Consider the following 17,731-nt stretch of genomic DNA (forward strand, 5'->3'; position numbering starts at 1 on the left):
AGGAGGCGATGCAGGAGATGAGCCCGGGGATGAGCTACCGCCGCTGCGGGCGCAGCGGTGTGTTGCTGCCGGAGCTGTCGCTGGGGCTTTGGCATAATTTCGGCGCGGCGGATGATCGATCCGCCTGCCGGGATATGCTGGCTCGGGCGCTCGAGCTGGGTGTCTGCCACTTTGATCTCGGCGACAACTACGGGCCGCCTCCCGGGGCGGCCGAGGCTCGCTTCGGCGAGCTGCTGGCGAGCGATTTTGCCGCGCACCGCGACGAGATGTTCGTTTCGACGAAGGCGGGGCACGCGATGTGGCCCGGCCCGTACGGCGACTGGGGCTCGCGCAAGCATTTGCTGGCCGGGCTCGACCAAAGTCTTCGCCGCATGCGCCTCGATTACGTCGATGTCTTTTACTCGCACCGCCCCGATCCGGAGACGCCGATTGAGGAGACGGTCGGTGCACTGGTGCAGGCGGTGCGCAGCGGCAAGGCTCTCTACGTCGGCCTCTCGAAGTATCCGCCGGCGCTTTTTGAGCGCGCCTGTGAGCTGTTGGCGGAGGAGAAGGTGCCCTGCCTGATGCACCAGTATCGCTACAATTTGCTCGATCGCAGCTGTGAGGCCGGCATGCTGCCGGCCACGCGTCGGCGGCAGGTGGGCAGCGTTGTCTTTTCTCCGCTGGCTCAGGGGGTGCTCTCGGGCAAATACCGAGGCGGGGTGCTGCCGGCGGATTCGCGGGCCGTGCGCGCGGATTCACCCTTCCTCAATGCAGCTCGGGTGGCCGAGACGGCTGAGCGCACGGAGCGCTTGGCGCGCGTGGCCGATGAGGCCGGTATTCCGCTGCCCCAGCTGGCGATTCGCTGGTTGCTCGCGCAGCCCGGCATCACCAGCGTCATCATCGGCGCACGCCGCGTCAGCCAGTTGGAGCAATGCGCGGCGGCAGCCGGTCAAGCACCGCTGCCCGACGATCTCCTGCGCGCTTTGGATGAGGCGAGCGGCGCTGCCTGAGGGCTCTCCCGCTTTTCAAGGGCCTCGAGCGTTTGTCTCGCGGTCGCAAGCAAGGCCCGCCGCTCCCGGATTCGGAGCGGCGGGCCTTGTCGTTGTAGCGCAGCGCAAAGGCCGCGAGGAGGGCAGGCAGCTCGCGCGGGACAGGCGCGAGGGGAGAGCCGAGAAAACCTAAAAGGCGCAGCTGCGGGGGCAGCTGCGCCTGAAAAATCACTTGCGGAGTCGGCCGAGCCTCGGAAGCCGAGGCCGCGCGGCCGCTGCGGGCAAAAGCATCAGTTAGCCGGAATCTCGCCGTCGGGGTAGATGAGCTCCTTGGGAGCCGGAACGATGCTCTTGACCGTCATCTTCACCTGCTCGCCGCCGATTTCAATCGGAATGCGGAGCGTATCGCCCACCTTGTGGCCGATGAGCTTGCCGCCCAGCTTCGAACTGTACGAAATCACGCGCTGCTCGGGCACCGAATCCCAAGCGCCGAGAATCGTGTAGGTCACCTCCAGCCCCTTGTCAGAGACAAAGGTCACCTGCGTACCCATGCCCGTCTCCTCGCAGCTGACGTCGCGGAAGTCGGTCGGCGTCGCCTGAGCCAGCAGGCGCGAGAGCTCCTCGGAGCGGCGCATGAGCACCTGGCGCGTCGCCTTGGCATCCTGATAACCGCCGTTCTCGCGCAGGTCGCCCTCGGCGCGGGTGATCTCAAGATCGTGTTTGTTTTTGGGAATGCGAACGTTGACGATATCCTCGTACTCCGCCTTGCGGGCCGCATACGAGCGCAGCGAGACGTAGAGCGTCTGCTTCTCCTTGTGCGTCGTGCGGGTGAGCACCACCTGCTGCAGCGAGGGATGAACCTTCATCATGTTGGCCAGCAGCAGATTGCGATCGAGATCCGGCAGCACCGACGAATCGTAGAGCGCCTTCGCGAAGGGGCGAGCATCCAGCTCGGAGATACCGCGCACGAGGTCGGGCGCGAGCTCCTTGTCCTCCACCAGCAGGTTGCGAAGGCGCAGAGCGCGGTTGGGACCGCCCTCGGAGCTGTCGCGCTCAATCGCGCTGATGATCGCCGCACCGAGAGCCATCTTCGTCTTGTTGACCACCTCGGCCGCATCGCCGTCGCGCTCCTTGCAGAGCCAAATCAGCACGTCGGGGCTCAGGCTCTGGCGCTGAATACCGTTGATGATATCCGAGAACAACTGCTCCTTGGCGCCCTTGCCGATGATGAACTTGGCCGCCGGCTGCGTCACCTTCGGGCCGCCGAAGAGGAAGATATTGGTCGTGTAGGCCAGCCAGCTGTCGGGCAGAGCCTCGGGCAGAGCCTCGTAGACCAGATTCTGGCGCGCCGTCGAGAGCTCGCCGATATAGCCGACAATCTCCTCGGAGGTAATGCCGCTGAGGCGCTGAGCGAGCGTGGTGAGCTCGCCGACGCCCTCGGCCTTGAGAGCCTGCGCGAGCTGAGCCTTCTTGGCCTCGTCCTTGCCGGCGACGCTCTCGATGATCTGATCGCGGATGATGATGAGCTCCAGCACGTGCTGCGGCTCATTGTGCGAGTGCGTGATGTCATTCTCCATCTCGCCGATCAGCTTCGCGGTGATCTCAAACTGACCGTTGAGCACATCATCGAGGTGCGCCTGATCCAGAATGCGCACGCAGGCCTCCAGCGAGCGCCCGGACTGGCTGTCGTAGTCATCGAGCAGAGCCTCGGCCGCGGAAGCCGCCTCGCGCAGCACGATGGGCTCGCCGCGGCGCGTCGGCATGCGGAAACAGGGATCGTCGCGCATCGCCGCGCGAGCCTTCTCCCACCAAGACTTCCAGTTCGCCGCCGGAATCACGCGGTCGATCAAAAACTTCTCCAGATCCTCCGGCTGCATCGGCAGCACCTCATCGATGCCCTCGCGCAGCGAGAAATTGTGCGTCAGCACCTCGCGGATGAAGTCGAGCATCTGCTCCTTGCTCTCCGCACGCTTGCGGCACTCCTCGGCGTTATCGTAGCATGCGATCAGGAAGTGCGACTCGGGAATCGGCGTGAGCTGGTTGAACGCCAACTTGAGCCCCATCACGTAACCCTTCTGCTTCTCGAAGTCAATCTTGACTTTCTGCTGCGGCAGAGACCAAGCAATCACTTTGCCCACGCCTCGGTCGGGATGCATCACATATTTTCCGGGAGAAAACTTGTCCAACCTCGTGGCGAAGTCAACCGGAATTTTGCCTGTCTTCACAAATTTTTCTAGATCGGCATGCATACGTGAAATCATATTATCACAGGATGCGTCAAGGTCAACCCCCGAATAGCCCTTTTTTTCTTTTTTTGGGAGCCTAAAAGCTTGTGTTGACGTCGGCGGTCGGCCAAGTGTCCGGGCGGTGGAAGTCGGGCTCGCCGTCGCTTGAGTCGGCCGTCGTCAGGAAGATCTGCTCGGGGGTGTTGAGGATGGCGGTTGCGACGAGGCGGCAGCGGCACGGGTCGATGCCGAGGCGCTTGAGTTCGCTGAGGGGGAGGTGCGCCTCGCAGCTCCAGCCTTCCGCGCTGCATTGCCCGGCGGCGCTGACGCCGGAGGGAGGCGGCTCTGCCGCCGCCTGCCGCGCGGCGTCGAAGGCGCAGGCCCACCAAGCGCCGTTGGGGCAGAGGTTGAACTCGAGGTAGCGGCCGCCCTCGGCGGCGGCGATGAAGAACTCGGCGGTGTCGTAGCGCCAGAGTTCCGGCTGAAAGCGACCGGGCTGTGCGTCCGGGTGAATCCGGGCGGGGGCTTGACGCGAGGCTTTGAAAATCAATTCATCGCGGCTGAGGGCAAAGCTGTAGGCGAGCGGCGGGGCGACGGGGGCGCCGTACCAGTCCTTTTCGATGAGCTGCGGGCTTGTCCGGGAGGGGTCTTGAATGATGCTTGTCATGCTCTGCAGCATATCAGCCCGGATGCCGATCTGCAAGCCCAATTCTCGCGCTGTGCGGATGCGGCGCGGATCCTGCGGGCCGCTGCTCCTGCGCCGAGGCTCGCGCTCAGATGAGCTGCACGGCGCGGTAACCGAGCAGGGGGGCGGCAAGGCGCGCGGACGGGGTAGTCAGGGCGTCGTTGTAGGCTGCGGCGCAGGCGTTGTAGCTGCGGGTGCACCGCGCCTGCCCGCTCATGGCGAGGCAGAGCTCGGCGCAGTGTTCGACGAGCTCATCGCGGGCGCTCAGCTGCGGGTTGTTGCGAAAGGCGTTGATGGTGTCGTTGAGCGTTTGCTCCAGCTGCCTCTCGCTTTGCCGGAGCTCAAGGCCCTGCGCGTCATCGCCGCTGCCTTCGAGGCGTCGATCCGAGGCATCGGCAAGCTGCTCGAGCTCTCTGCCCGCCGGGACGCCTTCCGGCAGCGCTTGCCGGAGAGCCTGCACGAAGTTTCGCAGCGCCGCGTTGCGCCGGCGCGTGCGCCGAACCCAGTCAGACCAGCTCTGCGACAGCTCGCCATGCAGATGTTCAAGGCGGTGCAGCACGGTGAGAAGCCAGCCTAAAACGGCGGTGAGCAGACCGAGTGAAATGAGCCACTGCATCGCTCTATTCTGCCTCGGCGCGCGCCGCGCCGCAAGCTAACTCGCTAACCGTTGCGGCCGCCCGCCCGCGCCCGAGACGCCCGCGTTGCCCGCCCGCGCCCTCCGTGCCCGCACAGCCCGCGCGCCGCCTCACTTGCCGCGCAGCAGGTGGTGGAAACGCCGCCAGTAATAGCCGAAGCCGAGGCCGCTGCCGCCGGCCATAATGCTGCGCATGCGCTTGCGCTCCTTGGGCTTGAGGCAGCCCAGATCGCGATCGCTCACGCCGGCTGCACGCAGAATCTCCGCCGCTCGGCGGGCGCAGTCGCGCTGTGTGGCGTGGCGCGCCATCGAGCGAATGCGCTTGAGAGAATGAGACGCAAAACCGACAAGCAATTCGCGCATCATCGGGCTCATGCCGTGCGACCGGTAGCTGGCCGCGAGGGCGGCGAGCGCCTCGACCATTCCCGTGACCTTCTCGGCGATGCGAAGCTTGCTGACGGACTTGTCGTTGTCTTCGTAAATGTAGCCCGTGGACGGGTGAAGGACGACGCGGCGGCAGTGAGCATCCGCAATCAAATTGAAACAACTGTCCTCGCCGTAGCTGACGCCCATCGGGAAGCGCGCCTCGGCGCGCTCGAGAACCTCGCGGCGGTAGAGGCGCCCGCAGGTGTTGGGCGTGAGGTTCAGCAGCGTCGCGGCATCAACCTCCGCGCAGCGCTCGTCGGCGACGAGGGGCTTCCTCACCGGCTCGCAGCCCGGCAAGCTGCGCGTCAGCCGCGTCACGACAAGATCGGCGCCGTGCGCCTCAATGGCCTGCAACAGCTCCCTCAGGTAGCCGGGCTCAATGCGATCATCGGCATCGACAAAGGTCACGAAATCGCCGCGCAGCTCAGCCAAGCCGCTGTTGCGCGCCGCAGCCTGGCCGCCGTTCTCGCGGCTGATGATGCGCAGGCGCGGGTCGGCAGCAGCCAGTGCCGCGAGCTTCTCGCCCGAGCCGTCGGTCGAGCCGTCATCAATGCAGATGAGCTCCAGATTCAGATCCTTTTCGGCCAGCACACTGCCGACACTCGTTTCGAGGCGGTCGACGCAGTTCCAGACCGGCATAATGACGCTGAGCTGAGGGGAAGAGAGAGAGTCCATATGACTCCGTGCATTGTAGGCAATCGGAGCCGCCTGAGTCAAGCAAAATGATGAGAAAGGTGTTGCGGCAGAGAGCTCGAGAGCCGCGTGCCCGCGCCTTGCCCCGCCGCGAGGCGCAGGCGAAAACACGGGACAAAAAACCGCCGCCCTGCTGAGGCAGAGCGGCGGTCGATGAGAATTGCTTGAGCCCGTGCGATCAGGCGTTCTCGCCGGCGGCGGGAGCAGCGGGAGCCTCCTCGGCGGTGGAACCCGTGCCGGTCGTGGTAGCGGGCACCACGGGAGCCGAGAGCTGGGGCAGGTCGATGATCTCGATGAGAGCCATCGGCGCGCTGTCCGTCTTGCGCTGGCCGAGCTTCACGATGCGGGTGTAGCCGCCCTGACGATCCTTCACCGCTTCAGCCACGACGCTGAAGAGCTTGGCGACCACCTTGGGCTGGGGCAGCGTGGCGAGAGCCTGACGGCGAGCGTGCAGGCTGCCGTTCTTGCCGAGCGTGATGAGCTTCTCGACGTAGGGACGCAGGGCCTTGGCCTTGGCGAGGGTGGTGGTGATGCGACCGTTGCTGATCAGGCTGCAGGCCTGGTTGGCAAGCAGGGATTTGCGATGAGAGGCCGTGCGCTGAAGCTTGGCCTTTTTAACTCCGTGTCTCATTGTATCAGTATGGGATTATGTGGTTTAATGAAAAATAGGGGGGAGGTGAGCCCGGGGGATTTTACTCGAGCTCGTCGTCGTCGCCGTAGGCGTCGATATTGTGTGTGATGAGCGCCTGAAGATCGGTAGCGCGAGCCTCGTCGTTGATGTCGCGCAGGCGCGTCGAGGGCGACGCAGCCGGAGCCGCCAGCAGCTTCGGATCGAACTGCATGCCCAGCGTCAGGCCGTACTGCACGAGCTTGTCCTTGATCTCGTTGAGCGACTTCTTGCCGAAGTTGCGGTACTTGAGCATCTCGCTCTCCGTCTTCATCGCCAGCTGGCCGACCGTCGTGATGTTGGCGTTGTTGAGGCAGTTGGCGGCACGCACCGACAGCTCGATCTCGTTGACGCTCATATTGAGCAGCTTGCGGAGCTGAGCCGTGTTCGCATCGGTATCCGAACGCGGGCCGTGCGGAATATCAACGCGCGTGCCGTCCACCTTCACGAAGACGTCGAGGTAGTGGCGCATGATGCTGGCGGCCTGAAGCATGGCGTCGTCGGGGCTCACGCGACCGTCCGTCCAGATATCGAGCACGAGCTTGTCGAACTCCGTCATCTGACCCACGCGGGCATTGTCGACCGCGTACTTCACACGCGTCACCGGCGAGAAAATAGAGTCGATCGGAATGACGCCGATCGGGCGATCCTTGTCATTGTTGTCATCGGCCGTGTGGAAGCCGCGACCCACGTTGACCTCGAAATCGCAGTCAAAGATGGTGCTCTGGTCGAGGTGGCAGATCACCTGATCCTTGTTCACCACGGAGTACATGTGATCCTCCTGAATATCGCCGGCTGTCACGACACCCTGCTTGGTGACGCGCAGCGAGAGCGTGCGGGGCTCCTTGCCGTAGTGCTTGAACTTGACCTTCTTGAGGTTGAGGATGATCTCCGTCACATCCTCGACGACGCCGGGCAGCGAGGTGAACTCGTGCTGGGCACCGGCGATGCGAACGCTCGTGATGGCAGCGCCCTCGAGCGAGCTGAGCAGAACACGACGCAGGGAGTTGCCCAGCGTGTGGCCGAAGCCCGTCTCGATCGGCTCGGCGATGAAAGTCACGTGGTTGGGATCCTCCGGATCCTCGATGCGGCGGAGGGTGTCGGGAATCTCGAAATAGGCCAGCTGAATGACCTTCTGCTCTTCGTTGGTGTTATCAGACATATGATGGTGATGGCGCGGTCGGGTTTCCCCTCATGCGAGCTCTGCTTCCGCGGAAATGAAGGACCTACGACCGATTTTGGTAAACTCGCGCGGGGCGAGGATACGAGATTTTTGACGCCGATGCAAGCCTTTTGTGCCGCAATTGCATGATTTTGTTCCGGAATCGCCTGAAATCGGGGGATGTGCGGGCTGCATGATGCTCGCACACGCCGAGTGCGCTGCAGAGAGCCCGGCCTGCCTCATCGCCGAGGCTGCGTCACGAGACGCGAGGTCCGAAGGAGAGGCCCAGCAGGCGGTAGCGGCGGCGCTTGCTGCGCTTGACAAGTGAGAAGATCGGTATTCCCATGAAGCGGAACTGCGTGCTGGTTTCTTTGTCGCGGTAAAACAGGCATCGCAGATGATACCACAGAGGATTCATGATTCTCAGTACGGTATCATGCTCGGCGAAGAGTTGATCGAGCTTGTGGCGGCGGAGAAAGTCAACCGTTTTCCCTTTGCCGTCCCTGATGAGGTCTTTCGGCAGCCTCTGCATCATTATCGGAAGTTGGTGGAGCCAATGAGAAATGACCGGACGGAAGCGCTCCGTGAGACCGTGGCGTTCGTAAAAGTCGAGCACAACGCCCATGCTGGTCAAGCGGTCGATGACTTTGGGCGTTTTGTGCTTGAGGCTCTGCCCCATGATGGAGCTTTCGCGCAGAACGTAGTGATAGTAGCGTTTGGGCGTCAGGCGGATGTTTCTGCAGATGCTTGAATACATGCGCGTGAAACTGAAGTCTTCATACCAGATGCCGTGCGGGTAGCGAAGCTGAAAGCGCTCGATGAGTTCGCGGCGGTAGATTTTATTCCAAGCCGTATCATTGAGCTTGGCCACAAGTTGAGGGGTCGCTGCGAGGGTTTGTTCGTCGGGCAGGGTAAAATAGCGCTGCATTGTATTACCCCAGTCGAGATCGTTGGCCTCGACCTGAACGCCGAAGCAGATGAGATCCGTTTGCTCCGTCATGCGGGGAAGAAGCTCGGCGTAGGTCTCGGGGTCGATGTAGTCGTCCGAATCCACCGTGGTGATCAGTTCGGCTCGGCAAAGATCCAGCCCCGCATTTCTCGCGGCGGAGAGTCCTCCGTTGGCTTGGTGAATGACGCGGATGCGCGGGTCGCGCGCGGCGTATTCTTCGAGGATGTCGGCGGAGTGATCGGTCGAGCCGTCGTTGACGCAGATGATTTCGATGTCGCGCAGCGTCTGCTTGCAGATGCTGTCCAGGCAGCGGCGCAGCCATGGCTCGACGTTGTAGACGGGGACGATGACGCTGAGTTGAGGGACGGAGGGATCTGGCATGGCGACGGAGGGCTCGGGGAGGGGTATTCTGTCTGCTGCGGAAGTGGCGGCCGGGGTATATCTCTGAGCTTAGAGCTCGCAGATGTCGGGCAGGTTGCGGTATTTGCCGCGCGCGTCCATGCCGTAGCCGACGAGGTAGCGCTCGCCGCAGTGCAGGGCGGCGAAGTCGGCGTGTTCGCAGTGTTCGCGGGGGATGTCTTTTTCGACGGCGACGGCGGTGAGGACTTCGTGGGCGCCGCGGCGGCGCAGGGTTTCGCAGACGTGGTGGAGCGTGTGCCCGCTGTCCAGAACGTCGTCGAGTACCAGCACGCGCTTGCCTCGGCAGTCCGGCGGCGGGGTGAGCCAGCGCACTTCTCCGCTGCTTTCAAGCTGGTTGCCGTAGCTGGAGACGCGCGCGGTTTCCAGCAGGTAGTTGGGAGGCAGCAGGCGCAGCAGGTCGGCGGCAAACCAGAGCGCGCCGTTGAGCAGGGCCAGAGCGATGATGGGGTGCTCGTCGCCCATGCGCGCGACGATGCGGTCGGCCGTCAGTTCGACGGCGGCTTTGATGCGTTCGGGGGTGTAGAGTTGGCGGAAGCTGAGGGGGGTGTTGCTCATGTGAGTTTGCGGCGGGTGACGAGGTAGACTTTGTCGCCGTGGCGCACTTTGGTCTCGACGCGGACGAGGGCGTGCGCGCCTTTCGGCACGGTGCCGACGGTGCGGGTGATGCCGTTTTCGTCGTCCGCTCGCACTTCCGGAACGATGAGGCGGACGATGCCGGTGGTGGGGCCGGTGATTTCAATTTTGTCTCCGGCGGAGAGGGCATCGGCTTCGAGGCGTATTTCGGCGACTTGCGGGGTGGCGTACCAGCGCATGACGCGGCCGAGGTGGCAGCGTTGTTCGAGGGCCAAGCTGTTGGAGCAGCCGCTCCAGGTGCTCCACTCTTCGCCGAGATAGTAGCCGCCGTGCCAGAATTGGCGGTTGAAGACTTGTTGCAGCGCGGCTTCCCACGCGGCGACGCGCTCGGGGCTCCACTGCCCGGCCCTGCAGGCGTTGACGGCTTCTTTGTAGACGCGCGTGACGGTGGAGACGTAGGCTTCGCTGCGGCCGCGCCCTTCGAGTTTGAAGATGGAGATGCCGGCGTCGACGAGCTGGTCGATGACGCGGATGGTGCAGATGTCTTTGGGGGACATGATGTATTGGTTATCAATGTCCATCTCAAAGCCGGTCTCGGTGTCGATGACGCGGTATTTGCGGCGGCAGAGCTGGTAGCATTGCCCGCGGTTGGCGCTGCGGTTGTAGGCGGCGAGGCTCATGCCGCATTTGCCCGAGATGCCGATGCAGAGGGCGCCGTGGGCGAAGATTTCGATGCGGACGCGCTGCCCGCTCGGGCCGCAGATGTTTTCGCGCTCGATGCCGTCGATGATGTGTTTGATCTGGCTGAGTTTGAGTTCTCGCGCCAGCACCATGACGTCGGCCATTGCGGCGTAGTGTCGCACGGCTTCGAGGTTGCAGACGTTGGCCTGTACGGAGATGTGCACTTCCAAACCGAGGCGGCGCGCGCAGCTGATGACGGCCGGATCGGCGGCGATGACGGCGTCGATGCCGGCTTCTTTCGCGCGCTCCAGCAGCTCTTGCATGCCCTCGAGTTCTTCATCGTAGACGATGATGTTGCAGGTGAGGTAGGCTTTGGCGCCGCAGGCGTGGCAGAGGCGTGCGACTTTCGGCAGGTCGCCGACCTGAAAGTTGACGGTGCTGCGAGCCCTCATGTTGTAGTTGCCGACGCCGAAGTAGACGCTGTCGGCACCGGCGCGCAGGGCGGCGGCGAGCGATTCGTACGATCCGGCCGGAGCCATGATTTCGAGGGGCTGCATGGACGTTATGGTAACTTTTTTGCGCGGCGGCGTCAAGCTTGCTCTGCGACTGCCGCCGGGCTCATGGCTGCGCTCTTGGCCCGCTGCGGAGAAAAAAATCCCCCGGCAGCATGGGCTGCCGGGGGAGGGGGGAAGTCGGAGCAGGAGGGTCTGTTGATCAGAAGCTCCAGCGGAAGGCCGAGGTGAACTCCCAGCCGTTGTAGACGTCTGTGCCCTCGGTGCGCGCGGTGATGTACTCGGCGCCGATCATGAGTTTGAGGGCATCCGGGTTTTTCGCGCTGAAGAAGAAGTTGGCGCCGATGTAGAAGGCGTTGGCGTGCTCGCAGCGCAGCGGAGCCGTGGTCTGCGTGCAGATGTAGCGATCGGCCGACAGCGGTACGACGGTGCCGCCCTTCCCGTGGTACTCAAGGCTGCTGAGCGCCGTGTAGCGGAAGACGAGTTCGACGTGCGGCGTGACGAGATACGAGGGTTGGATCTGCAGGCCGTAGCAGTTGCTGCCGCCTTCGGCGTCAACGACGTCGTAGAAGGCAACGGCGTTGGCCATGAAGGTGAAGCGATCGCGGTTGTAGAGGTAGCCCACCGAGATGCTGTCCTGCACGCCGGGGCCGTAGTAGTTGGCGCCCTGTTCGCTGTGGCCGTCGTAGCTGTTGTCGAAGTCGTGCATGTACTGGAAGACGAGCTCGTGAGAACTGTCTGCCGTCTCGATGAAGCGGTAGCGCGCACCGACGATGGCGAAGAACTTGTCCTCCCAGCCGAACTCGCCCTTCAGGCCGCGGCCGTCGCGATAGACGTCGCTGTGCGTCATGCTCTTGACGCCGCTGGCGCGGTCGTTGGCCAGCAGCTGGACGTAGAAGCTGAGGTCCTTGCGCGGGGCGTAGGTGACGTCGATGCCCCAGTTGGAGTCAAGGCCGTTGAACTGGCCGATGAGCGAGCGCTCCACGCATTTGATTTTCGAGCTCGCCTCGGTGTAGTCCATCGTGAAGAGGGGCTTGAGTTTGCCCACTTTCACGCTGAGGCCCTCGACGCCGGGGATCTCCTGCTGGATGTAGAGGTCGAAGAAGTCGGCGTAGCTGTAGTTTTTGCGGGTGCGGCCGCCGGCATAGGTCTCGCGCATGGGAAGGCCGCCGATGCGCGCCCAGGTGTGGAACAGCGTGCCGGTGTTGAGTTTGATGTTGAGCCCGACCCAGGAGCGGCGGAACTCTTGGTTGACGGGGCTTGCGCCGGGCTTGAGGTGGTGGCTGTTGCTGCCGTTGGGTTGCACGACGGCAATCTGGTACTGCTCCATCCAGCTGAGCTTGACTTCCTGCACTAAGGAGGATTTGTCCTCAGCCTTGTAGAGGCGCAGGGCGTCTTTGATGGCGTCGACGGTGCTGTCGGCGAATTCGTCGAAGCTGCCGGCGGGAGCAGTTGTGACGGAGATGTCGGTATCGGCCTGCCGGGGTTGGTAGAAGGCGACACTGTCTTTAGCGGCGCTGACTCCGGAGAGCAGGAGGGCCGTCGCTGCGATTCCCTGAGCGATGTGTTTCATGGTCTCGGATATTGTGTTAGCGAAGCTTGGCGAAGAGCGTGGCGTTGTCGAGGATGCTCATGTAGGGCTTGTAGTCGATGCCGGTCTCGAGGATGAAGAGGGTGAGCAGGCGCTTGACGGTTTGCAGCAGGTGCTCGGGCTGCCAGGGCTTCTCGACGTAGTTGTCGATGCCGCCTTCGTTGATGGCGTTGATGGTGTCGGCGTGGGTGGCTTGACCCGTCAGCAGAATCTTGCGCGTCTTGCTGAAGCGGCCGTCGGAGGTGATTTTGCGCAGCAGGTCGGTGCCCTGTTCGCCGGGCATGACTTGATCCGAGATGATGACGGCAACGTAGTCGCCGTTTTCGTCGATGTGCTCGATGAGCTCCATGCATTCGGCCGCGCTCGATGCTTCTTCGAGGCGCACGAGATCGCCGAGGGGGCGGAGGTCCCTCATGACGGAATCCAGCACTTCCTGCTGGTCATCAATGCAAATAATGTTAATCGTTTCCATGGACTTGGGTGGTGGGGATTGAAATGGTGAATGTGGTGAGTGTATCGTTGCTTTGCACCTCGATGGTGCCGTTGTAGCTGTCGACCAGGCGCCGCACGATGGAGAGGCCCAGGCCGAGGCCGAAGTCCAGCCCGAGTTTCTTGGTCGTGAAACTCGGCTGGAAGATTTTTTCGCGAATCTCCTCGGGGATGGCGGGGCCATTGTTGGAGATGGAGACGCAGACGTAGTCCTCGGGCAGCAGCTTGAGGCCGTCGGCGTGCAGGCGGCCGGTGGCGACGCGGATGGTCGGGTTCGGGGTTTGCCCCTGGCTCATGGCGTCGCAGGCGTTGTTGAGGATGTTGGTCCAGATTTGCACCAGCTCGGTGATGTCGGCCGTCAGCGGCGGGAGTTCCTGCAGATCCGTCTCGATGTTGACGTGTTTGAGCTTGTTGGTCAGCAGGTTCATGGCGTCGCGCACCGACTGCACGACGTCGACGCCGGGTTGGCGGGTCGAGTTGCCGCCGCCCAGCAGTTTGACGGCCCGCACGATGCCCGTCGCGTGGCGCGAGGCCATTTGCATGTCGCGCAGGTCGTGCCCCAGCTCCCAGAAGCGGTAGTTGTTGCGGACGTGCGCGACGAACTCGGGGCCGAGCTTGACGAGGGCTCGGGTGTCGGGGACGATGTGCGCGAGGACTTTGGCCGCGACCTGCGGCAGGTTCAGCTCGCGCTCGTATTTGCGCGAGCGGGCGCGGATGGTGGCCGGGTCGACGTAGTCGCCGTCTTCGTAGCCGTAGCGGAAGAGGCGCGAGTTGAGCTTGCTCTCTTCTTCGAGCCAGTTGCTGAGGTTTTCGGCGACAAAGTCCGTGCGCCGGGTGATGACGCCGACGGCGTTGTTGAGCTCGTGGGCGATGCCGGCGGAGAGTTGGCCGAGCGTGGCGGCCATTTCCTGCCGCTGGATGAGGCGCACGGCTTCCTGCTTTTCGGCGGCGCGGTCGAAGATGCGTCGGTTGCGCTCGGCGAGCTCGTGGATGAGCACCGGGATGAACTGGTGCTCGAAGGAGCCGTACTGCTCTTCGTCGACGGCTTGCTGCGTGTTGTCGATGTAGGCGAGGCGGCAGTCCTCCAGAGCGATGATGTCGTTGGAGATGTGGAAGACGCCCGAGAAGAAGCTCTGCACGCCGATGTAGCTGCCGACTCCGGCGCGGAAGACTTCGTGCTTGCGCACGCTGCCTTCGCCGGGCAGCTCGCAGCCCTCCATGCGATCGTCGTGGCGCATGGCGACGACGGAGCCTTCGAGAATCAGATAGAGCCTGTAGCACTCTTCACCCTGTTCGAGGATGGTCTCGCCGGCTTTGCACTCGATGCAGTTGCCGGGGTCGTTGAAGTAGACCCGGTTCAGGCGCTCGAGCGCTTCGCTGTTTGATTGGGGAAGGGGGTGCATGGCGGCGGAGAAGGCGGTGTAGCCGAGGGGCCGGCGTTGGGAAAGGGGGAAGGGGGGAGGGCGGGGGAAGTTGGGAGAGGGAGGAGAGGGAGGAGAGGGATTGCCGAGCGGCTTGGAGGTAGCCGGTGGGGTGTCGGCTTGGGGGTAGCTTGCGGAGGCGGGAGGGGGAGCGGAGAGAGAGGGAATTCGGGGGCGGGTTTGCTGCCGGGCTCCTGCGTCGGCGCTAGGCCGGGCAGGAGCCGCAGCACCTCAGCTCATCAGGAGGCGGTGCCAAAGAAGCCGATCGAGCCGAGGAAGATCATCAGAGCAATCGAGAGAATCACGCCGATGATGCAGAGAATCGTGCCGGTGATGGCCATGCCCTTCGACTCAACGAGCCCCGTGGCATAGGCGAGCGCATTCGGCGGGGTGGAAATCGGCAGCGCCATACCCAGCGACGAGGCGAAGGCCACGGCGCAGAGCAGGCCGATGGCGCCGGCGGGCTCCATGCTGCCGCCGCTCATCATGCTGCCGGCGACGGCACCCATGATGGGCATGAGCAGCGAGGCGGTAGCCGTGTGGCTCATGAAGGTGGCCATGAAGAGGCAGATGAAGCTGGCGCCGATGAGCAGCAGGTTGGAGTCCCAAGAGGCGAAGGGAATCGCGTTGATGAGCGTGCTGGCGAGGTTGGTATCCTGCAGGGCGAGGCCGAGGGCGAAACCGCCGGCCACCAGCCAGAGCGTCTCCCAGCTCATTTGGCGCAGGTCGTCCTTGGTGATCACCTGCGTGACGGCAAAGACGGCGATGGGTACGATGGCGATGGTGTTGCTGTCCAGCCCGATTTGGTCGCCGATCACCCAGAGAATCACCGTGATGGCGAAGGTCGCGTACACAATGATGGCCTTGGGCGTCTTGAGGAACTTGCCGCCCATCTTCAGCTCAATCTCTTTCTGCTGGATCGGGAAGAGCTTCACGAGCAGCAGCCAGGCGATGAATACCATCACGATGACGAAGGGAATGCCGAAGCACATCCACTTGCCGAAGGTCACGTTGAGCCCCATGTCCTGCATGGCCTTGAGGGCAATGGCGTTGGGCGGCGTGCCGATGGGCGTGCCGATACCGCCGATGTTAGCGGCAATGGGGATGCAGAGGGCGAAGGCCGCGCGGCCGCGGTCATTCGGCGAGAAGAGGGCGAGCACGGGCGAGAGAATGGCCAGCATCATGGCGGCGGTTGCCGTGTTGCTCATGAACATGGAGAAGAGAGCCGTGACGCACATCAGACCGAGCATGACGTACTTCGGATCCTTGCCGAAGGGCTTGAGCAGCACCTTGGCCAAGTTGATGTCGAGGCGGAACTTCGTGGCGGCGGCCGCGAGGAAGAAGCCGCCGAGGAAGAGGATGATGATCGGGTCGGCGAAGGTGGCCATCGTGCTCTTCTGCTGCATCGTGTTGGTCACTTCGACGCTCTTGATTTTGGCCGAGACGGCGTCGGTGTAGAGCTTGTCCGCCGCGGCGGTCATCTGCCGGGCAATGGCGTTCATGCGCTCTGCCTCTGCGGTGAGCGCGGCGACCTTATCCTGCTGAGCGGCGGCAGCTGCCGGGTCGGCGGGAGTCGCGGCGGGCTGAGCGGCGAGCTCGGCGAGAGCCTTCTGCGCCTTGGCTGCGCGAGTCATGGCGCGCTCGGCGCTCTCATGCGTCTGCTGCGTGAGCGTCAGGCGCACCTCTTCGGCGTCGAGCTTGGCCTTTTTCGTGAGTCGGGACTTGACGTTTTGCTTGAGGGTGGCGATGGCTTCCTGATCACCGCCGGCGCAGACCTCATCAATGATGGCGTTGACGGCAGCGGCATCGTAGCGGTCGGGCTTGAAAATCGGGAAGGCCTTGTTGGAGAGGCAGAGCAGCGACAGGGCGATGACGAGTACCGACGTCGACCAGATCGGAATCGGCTCGAGAATCCACATCAGAGCCGCCATCACGAAAAGTGCAATGACACCCGTCTGTAGGAGGTTGAGATCCAGCCCCATCGACTGGAAGGGAATGGCGAACATACTGGCGCTGATTAGCAGAACAACCAGTATTTTGATGAAGTTCTTTTTGACGCTGTTCATAGTGGTGTATAAGTCCCTGGCCGCGGGCCTCGCCCTTCTCTTTTTCCGCGCGTGCAGAGTCCTGCCCGGCGGGCGGAGAGTTGAGAGAGAGACGGCAGCTGAGCTACCTTACAACAGGGCAGGGTAAAAGGCAAGCGTAAATTTGTCTGACAGAGAGCCTGCGTGCTCTTTGTATCCGACTTTGTATCAAAAAGTGACCATTCTCGGGCGGCGAAGGGCCCGGAAGGGCGGGGGAGACGGGGGCTCAGGCGGAGGGGGAGGGCCGCAGATGGTCGCGCAGGAAGTTTAAGCCGCGCTGCTGTTCGCTGTGCAGCAGCGCGTTGATGTGCTCCCAATCCATGGGCTGCCGCAGCAGGTCGAGGGCTTGGCTCGCGTCTCCGTCGACGAGGAGGCGATCCCGGAGGCCGAAGGTGTCAAACAGCGTGTCGAAGCGGGCCGAGCCTCGAGCCGCATTGCCGAGACACAGGAAGGGTTTGTTGAAGATCAGCGAGAAGACGCAGCCGTGAAAGGAATCGGTGACGACGGCTTCGCAGTCTCTCATGTAGCGCAGCCACTGCGGCACGGATTTGAAGATGAGGTCATCGCGATGCCCGGTCTGCGCTGTGGGCATGAGCGGCTGGCCGTAGAGCTTCAGGCCCTCGGCCGCGGCTCGGGCTACGCGGCGGGAGGATTCGGAGGCGTCGAGGATGTAGGTTGCCAGATAGGGCTTGGGGGGAAGGACGGTTTTTTCCGACTCGATGAGCCTGTCGTAGGCTTTGGCATCGACGACGAGCGTGGGATCGGGCATGCGCACGGCGTCGACGCCCCAGGCTTCTTGGGCCGCGGCGATTCCCGAGTTCTCGCGAACGGAGACGGCTTTGAATTGGCGCAGCAGCTCGGCGGCGGGCTGCCGCATCAGTTCGCTGCCCTCCCAGTGCTCACAGCCGAAGGAGGCGGCGTAGGCAATGCTGGCGGCGCGTTGTTCATCGTCGGCGAAGTCGAGCAGGTAGTGCAGGACGTGGTATTCGTTCCGCAGGTAGCGGCGCCGCCAGACCTGATCACTGCCGACGATGAAGCAGCTGCACGAGGCGATGGCCTGCCTATCCTCCGTCGAGATGACGGGCGGCAGGTGCCGGTTGGCAAAGCGTTTGAAGAGGTGGGCCGCGATGCCGTCGTTCTTGTGCAGAAGCGCTTGCCCTTGCGGGGCTCGCAGCTTGATGAGCGCCTTTTTGAGCCGGAGCAGAAGGGAGGCGGCGCGCCCCGGGCGAAGCAAGCGATGGCGCATGTAGAGACCGATGAGGAGCGAGAGGGGCATTCCCTTGTCGGGATCCATGCCGTAATATCCCTCGAAGGGGCTGCGAACGAGCAGGGGCTCAAGCCCGAGGCTGCGGCAGATCTCGCAGGTGGCGAAGGCCTGAAGAGCGCCGCCGTAGTTGTCTTTCAGATAAAAAGTGACGATGCCGACGCGCTTGGCGGCGCGCTGCGGGTGCTGGCTGGTGAGGGAACGGGTCATGCGGCTGCGGACGGGGCGAGTATAGCGCGGAGCGCGCCCGCGCGCAAGTTCAAAGGCGAGTAGAGGCAAAGACG

The 17,731-nt window shown here is 63.3% G+C and carries 15 protein-coding genes; 1 reads left to right on the forward strand and 14 read right to left on the reverse strand.

All coding sequences use genetic code 11. From position 1 onward, the window contains the following. Nucleotides 1-8: 8 nt before the first annotated feature. Nucleotides 9-992, forward strand: coding sequence for an aldo/keto reductase (locus AC6UAL_RS02100; protein WP_500681701.1), 984 nt, complete (start codon nucleotides 9-11; stop codon nucleotides 990-992). A 269-nt stretch (nucleotides 993-1,261) separates the two neighbouring features. Here the strand turns inward: AC6UAL_RS02100 and AC6UAL_RS02105 are convergent, their stop codons facing one another. The 14 genes from AC6UAL_RS02105 to AC6UAL_RS02170 all read right to left on the reverse strand — a co-directional run bounded on the left by AC6UAL_RS02105 (nucleotide 1,262) and on the right by AC6UAL_RS02170 (nucleotide 17,657). Next, nucleotides 1,262-3,127 carry a GreA/GreB family elongation factor gene (locus AC6UAL_RS02105; RefSeq protein ID WP_500681723.1) on the reverse strand — a complete coding sequence of 622 codons (1,866 nt, stop codon included), beginning with the start codon at nucleotides 3,125-3,127 and terminating at the stop codon, nucleotides 1,262-1,264. 166 nt (nucleotides 3,128-3,293) lie between these two features. Then, nucleotides 3,294-3,863 carry a DOMON domain-containing protein gene (locus AC6UAL_RS02110; RefSeq protein WP_500681702.1) on the reverse strand — a complete coding sequence of 190 codons (570 nt, stop codon included), beginning with the start codon at nucleotides 3,861-3,863 and terminating at the stop codon, nucleotides 3,294-3,296. A 106-nt stretch (nucleotides 3,864-3,969) separates the two neighbouring features. Further along, nucleotides 3,970-4,497 carry a hypothetical protein gene (locus AC6UAL_RS02115; RefSeq protein ID WP_500681703.1) on the reverse strand — a complete coding sequence of 176 codons (528 nt, stop codon included), beginning with the start codon at nucleotides 4,495-4,497 and terminating at the stop codon, nucleotides 3,970-3,972. A 129-nt stretch (nucleotides 4,498-4,626) separates the two neighbouring features. Then, a complete protein-coding gene (locus AC6UAL_RS02120) occupies nucleotides 4,627-5,616 on the reverse strand; it encodes a glycosyltransferase family 2 protein (RefSeq protein WP_500681704.1) in 990 nt (329 codons plus the stop codon). Nucleotides 5,617-5,812: 196 nt separating this feature from the next. Beyond that, entirely contained in the window at nucleotides 5,813-6,265 is a 453-nt protein-coding gene (gene rplQ, locus AC6UAL_RS02125; protein ID WP_500681705.1) for a 50S ribosomal protein L17, read from the reverse strand. A gap of 61 nt (nucleotides 6,266-6,326) precedes the next feature. Then, nucleotides 6,327-7,463, reverse strand: a complete 1,137-nt coding sequence (locus AC6UAL_RS02130) for a DNA-directed RNA polymerase subunit alpha (protein WP_500681706.1) — start codon at nucleotides 7,461-7,463, stop codon at nucleotides 6,327-6,329. A 256-nt stretch (nucleotides 7,464-7,719) separates the two neighbouring features. Then, nucleotides 7,720-8,793, reverse strand: a complete 1,074-nt coding sequence (locus AC6UAL_RS02135) for a glycosyltransferase family 2 protein (RefSeq protein ID WP_500681707.1) — start codon at nucleotides 8,791-8,793, stop codon at nucleotides 7,720-7,722. A 69-nt stretch (nucleotides 8,794-8,862) separates the two neighbouring features. Beyond that, a complete protein-coding gene (locus tag AC6UAL_RS02140; RefSeq protein ID WP_500681708.1) occupies nucleotides 8,863-9,387 on the reverse strand; it encodes a phosphoribosyltransferase in 525 nt (174 codons plus the stop codon). Beyond that, nucleotides 9,384-10,643, reverse strand: a complete 1,260-nt coding sequence (locus AC6UAL_RS02145; protein ID WP_500681709.1) for a peptidase U32 family protein — start codon at nucleotides 10,641-10,643, stop codon at nucleotides 9,384-9,386. Before AC6UAL_RS02145 ends, AC6UAL_RS02140 begins: the two co-directional genes overlap by 4 nt. Before the next feature lie 157 nt (nucleotides 10,644-10,800). Then, entirely contained in the window at nucleotides 10,801-12,171 is a 1,371-nt protein-coding gene (locus AC6UAL_RS02150) for a hypothetical protein (RefSeq protein WP_500681710.1), read from the reverse strand. A 16-nt stretch (nucleotides 12,172-12,187) separates the two neighbouring features. Beyond that, nucleotides 12,188-12,661, reverse strand: a complete 474-nt coding sequence (locus AC6UAL_RS02155) for a response regulator (RefSeq protein WP_500681711.1) — start codon at nucleotides 12,659-12,661, stop codon at nucleotides 12,188-12,190. Further along, nucleotides 12,648-14,081, reverse strand: coding sequence for an ATP-binding protein (locus AC6UAL_RS02160; protein WP_500681712.1), 1,434 nt, complete (start codon nucleotides 14,079-14,081; stop codon nucleotides 12,648-12,650). The genes AC6UAL_RS02155 and AC6UAL_RS02160 overlap by 14 nt, the downstream gene beginning before the upstream one ends. A 257-nt stretch (nucleotides 14,082-14,338) precedes the next feature. After that, nucleotides 14,339-16,165, reverse strand: coding sequence for an SLC13 family permease (locus tag AC6UAL_RS02165; RefSeq protein ID WP_500681713.1), 1,827 nt, complete (start codon nucleotides 16,163-16,165; stop codon nucleotides 14,339-14,341). A 244-nt stretch (nucleotides 16,166-16,409) separates the two neighbouring features. Then, nucleotides 16,410-17,657 (reverse strand): polysaccharide pyruvyl transferase family protein, encoded by a 1,248-nt coding sequence (locus AC6UAL_RS02170; RefSeq protein WP_500681714.1) that lies wholly within the window; start codon nucleotides 17,655-17,657, stop codon nucleotides 16,410-16,412. Nucleotides 17,658-17,731 lie beyond the last annotated feature (74 nt).

Origin of the sequence: Candidatus Parakkermansia intestinigallinarum, assembly GCF_944389695.1 — a bacterium.
Taxonomy (GTDB): domain Bacteria; phylum Verrucomicrobiota; class Verrucomicrobiia; order Verrucomicrobiales; family Akkermansiaceae; genus Akkermansia; species Akkermansia intestinigallinarum.

Coding starts and splice junctions, on each gene's coding strand:
- AC6UAL_RS02100 (WP_500681701.1), top strand. CDS start 9: ATGCAGGAGATGAGCCCGGGGATGAGCTACCGCCGCTGCGGGCGCAGC.
- AC6UAL_RS02105 (WP_500681723.1), bottom strand. CDS start 3,127: ATGCATCCCGACCGAGGCGTGGGCAAAGTGATTGCTTGGTCTCTGCCG.
- AC6UAL_RS02110 (WP_500681702.1), bottom strand. CDS start 3,863: ATGACAAGCATCATTCAAGACCCCTCCCGGACAAGCCCGCAGCTCATC.
- AC6UAL_RS02115 (WP_500681703.1), bottom strand. CDS start 4,497: ATGCAGTGGCTCATTTCACTCGGTCTGCTCACCGCCGTTTTAGGCTGG.
- AC6UAL_RS02120 (WP_500681704.1), bottom strand. CDS start 5,616: ATGGACTCTCTCTCTTCCCCTCAGCTCAGCGTCATTATGCCGGTCTGG.
- rplQ (WP_500681705.1), bottom strand. CDS start 6,265: ATGAGACACGGAGTTAAAAAGGCCAAGCTTCAGCGCACGGCCTCTCAT.
- AC6UAL_RS02130 (WP_500681706.1), bottom strand. CDS start 7,463: ATGTCTGATAACACCAACGAAGAGCAGAAGGTCATTCAGCTGGCCTAT.
- AC6UAL_RS02135 (WP_500681707.1), bottom strand. CDS start 8,793: ATGCCAGATCCCTCCGTCCCTCAACTCAGCGTCATCGTCCCCGTCTAC.
- AC6UAL_RS02140 (WP_500681708.1), bottom strand. CDS start 9,387: ATGAGCAACACCCCCCTCAGCTTCCGCCAACTCTACACCCCCGAACGC.
- AC6UAL_RS02145 (WP_500681709.1), bottom strand. CDS start 10,643: ATGCAGCCCCTCGAAATCATGGCTCCGGCCGGATCGTACGAATCGCTC.
- AC6UAL_RS02150 (WP_500681710.1), bottom strand. CDS start 12,171: ATGAAACACATCGCTCAGGGAATCGCAGCGACGGCCCTCCTGCTCTCC.
- AC6UAL_RS02155 (WP_500681711.1), bottom strand. CDS start 12,661: ATGGAAACGATTAACATTATTTGCATTGATGACCAGCAGGAAGTGCTG.
- AC6UAL_RS02160 (WP_500681712.1), bottom strand. CDS start 14,081: ATGCACCCCCTTCCCCAATCAAACAGCGAAGCGCTCGAGCGCCTGAAC.
- AC6UAL_RS02165 (WP_500681713.1), bottom strand. CDS start 16,165: ATGAACAGCGTCAAAAAGAACTTCATCAAAATACTGGTTGTTCTGCTA.
- AC6UAL_RS02170 (WP_500681714.1), bottom strand. CDS start 17,657: ATGACCCGTTCCCTCACCAGCCAGCACCCGCAGCGCGCCGCCAAGCGC.